Here is a 2,391-nt window from a genome sequence, read left to right on the forward strand (position 1 = left end):
ACCGAGATCGAGGAACCGGTGGTGTTCACCGTCGACCGCGACCTCGTCGTCGTGCCCGCCACCCTCGCCGCGCTGGCCACCTCGGCGGCCGGCGCGCCCCCGACCGACCGCACCGACGACCTGCGCGACGGCAAGGACCCCGAGGTGTTCGCCACCGAGCCCGCCGAGGGCGACGCGGTGCTGTTCGGCCTCACCGACGCCGTCCCCGGCTGCGCGGTGCTGCTGCGCCTGGAGTGCCGCGCCGAGGGCCGGGGCGTCGACCCGCGCTTCCCGCCGTGGGCGTGGGAGGCCTGGGACGGCGAGAACTGGGTTCCGGCCGAGGTCGAGCGGGACAGCACCGGCGGCTTCAACCAACCCGGCGACGTCGTCCTGCACGTCCCGGCGGGCCACACCGCCTCCGTGATCGCCCGCCGGCGCGCCGGGTGGCTGCGCTGCCGGGCCGTGCGCCCGGAGCCGGACCTGCCCTTCTACCACCGGTCCCCGAGGCTGCTGTCCGCCACCGCCGCCACCGTCGGCGGCACCACCTCCGCAACCCACGCCGACGTGGTCACCGGCGAGGTCGTCGGCGTCTCCGAGGGCGTGCCCGGCCAGCGGTTCCAGCTCGCCCGCACCCCCGTCGTCGTCGGCGACGGGGACCTGCGCGTGCAGGTCGCCACCGCCGACGGCTGGCAGGACTGGCACGAGGTGCGCTCGTTCGCCGAGTCCGGCCCCGCCGACCGGCACGTCGTGCTGGACCGCGTCGGCGGCGAGCTGATCTTCGGACCGGCGGTGCGGCAGCCGGACGGCTCGGTGCGCAACTACGGCGCGGTGCCGGTCAAGTCCGCCGCGATCCGCGTCCCCGAGTACCGCACCGGCGGCGGCCTGCGCGGCAACGTCGCGCGCGGGATGCTGCGCGTGCAGCGCGACCCGGTGCCGTTCGTCAGCTCCGCCACCAACCGCAGGCCCGCCGCGGGCGGCGTGGCGGGGGAGAGCGTCACCGACGCCGCCCAGCGCGGCCCGCTGCTGCTGCGCACCCGCGACCGGGCCGTCACCGCCGAGGACTACGAGCTGCTCACCCGCGAGGCCGCGCCCGAGATCGCCCGCGTGCGCTGCGTCCCGGCGGGCGCCGGTGCGGACGCGGTGCGGGTGCTGGTGGTGCCCGCCGTGCCCGCCGACGAGGGCGCGGACTTCGCCGCCCTGCAACCCGACGCCGAGGTGCGGGGCCGCATCGAGCGCTTCCTGGACGAGCGGCGCTGCGTCGGCGCGCGCGTCTCCGTCGAACCGCCCTTCTACCAGGGGGTCACGGTCGTCGCGCAGCTGCGCGCCCGCGCAGGCACCCCCGAGGACGTGCTGCGCTCGCGCGCCGTGCGGGGCCTCTACGACTACTTCAACCCGATCAGCGGCGGACCCGACGGCGGAGGCTGGCCGTTCGGCAGGCCCGTGCAGTCCGGCGAGGTCTTCGCGGTGCTGCAACGACTTCCCGGCGTGGAGCTGGTGGAGGACATCCGGCTGTTCGGCGCGAACCCGGTCACCGGCGAGCGCGGCACCGCCGTCCCGCGCCTGGATCTGCCGCCCAACGGCCTCGCGTTCTCCTACGGCCACCAGGTGCGGGTGACCCGATGAGGCTCGGCGCGCTCACCCTGCCCAGCCCGCACCCGCTGGGCGAGCGGCTCCCCGCCGTCTACACCGAGGACGGCTTCACCCAGCGGTTCACCGAGGCGCTCGACGAGGTGCTCGCCCCGGTGTTCACCGCGCTGGACGGCTTCGCCGCCCACCTGGACCCGCGCACCGCGCCCGAGGACTTCCTGGAGCTGCTGGCGCACTGGGTCGCGCTGGACGTCGGCGAGGGGTGGACGCCCGCGCAGCGCCGGGACCTGGTCGCGTCGGCGGTGCGGCTGCACCGCTGGCGCGGCACCCGGCGCGGCCTGGTGGAGCACGTCCGGCTGCTCTCCGGCGGTGAGGTGGAGGTCGTCGACAGCGGCGCCTGCACCTCCACCGACCAACCCGGCCAACCGCTGCCCGAGACCGGACCGCCGTCGGTCCGCGTGGTGGTGCGGGTGGCCGATCCCGAATCCGTTGACCGGACCCGGCTGGCCTCGGCCGTCGCGGGGGCGGTTCCCGCGCACGTCGCGGTCGAGGTGGAAGTGGTGGGGCAGTGATCGTCTGCGCGCAGTGCGGGGAGCACAACGCCGGTGGGGCCGAGTTCTGCGGCGCCTGCGGGACTTTCCTGGAGTGGGAGAAGGAACCGGTCGGGGCGGCGCAGGGGTCTGCGGGCGCGGCTCAACAGGCGACGGCGGGGCAGTCGTCGGTGACGCAGGCAGTGGGGGCACAGGCAGCGGTGACGCAGGCAGTGGGGACGCAGGCAGCGGGGACGCAGTCGCCGGGAGCGCAGGCGGTTGCGGCGCACCAGGT

The 2,391-nt window shown here is 76.4% G+C and carries 2 protein-coding genes; both read left to right on the forward strand.

Annotation, left to right across the window (positions count from 1 at the left end; translation table 11 throughout):
* Positions 1-1,602: putative baseplate assembly protein (locus ACTUAL_RS05845; protein WP_440899523.1), on the forward strand; the 1,602-nt coding region annotated here is incomplete at its 5' end.
* Positions 1,599-2,138: a phage tail protein gene (locus tag ACTUAL_RS05850; protein ID WP_096496232.1), complete on the forward strand. Its 540-nt coding sequence runs from the start codon at positions 1,599-1,601 to the stop codon at positions 2,136-2,138. The genes ACTUAL_RS05845 and ACTUAL_RS05850, both read left to right, overlap by 4 nt.
* The last annotated feature ends 253 nt before the right edge of the window (positions 2,139-2,391 follow it).

It is taken from the genome of Actinosynnema sp. (assembly GCF_052038725.1).

Bases quoted from the DNA above. Each gene is read 5' to 3' on its own strand.
- ACTUAL_RS05850 (WP_096496232.1), top strand. From the start codon at position 1,599: ATGAGGCTCGGCGCGCTCACCCTGCCCAGCCCGCACCCGCTGGGCGAG.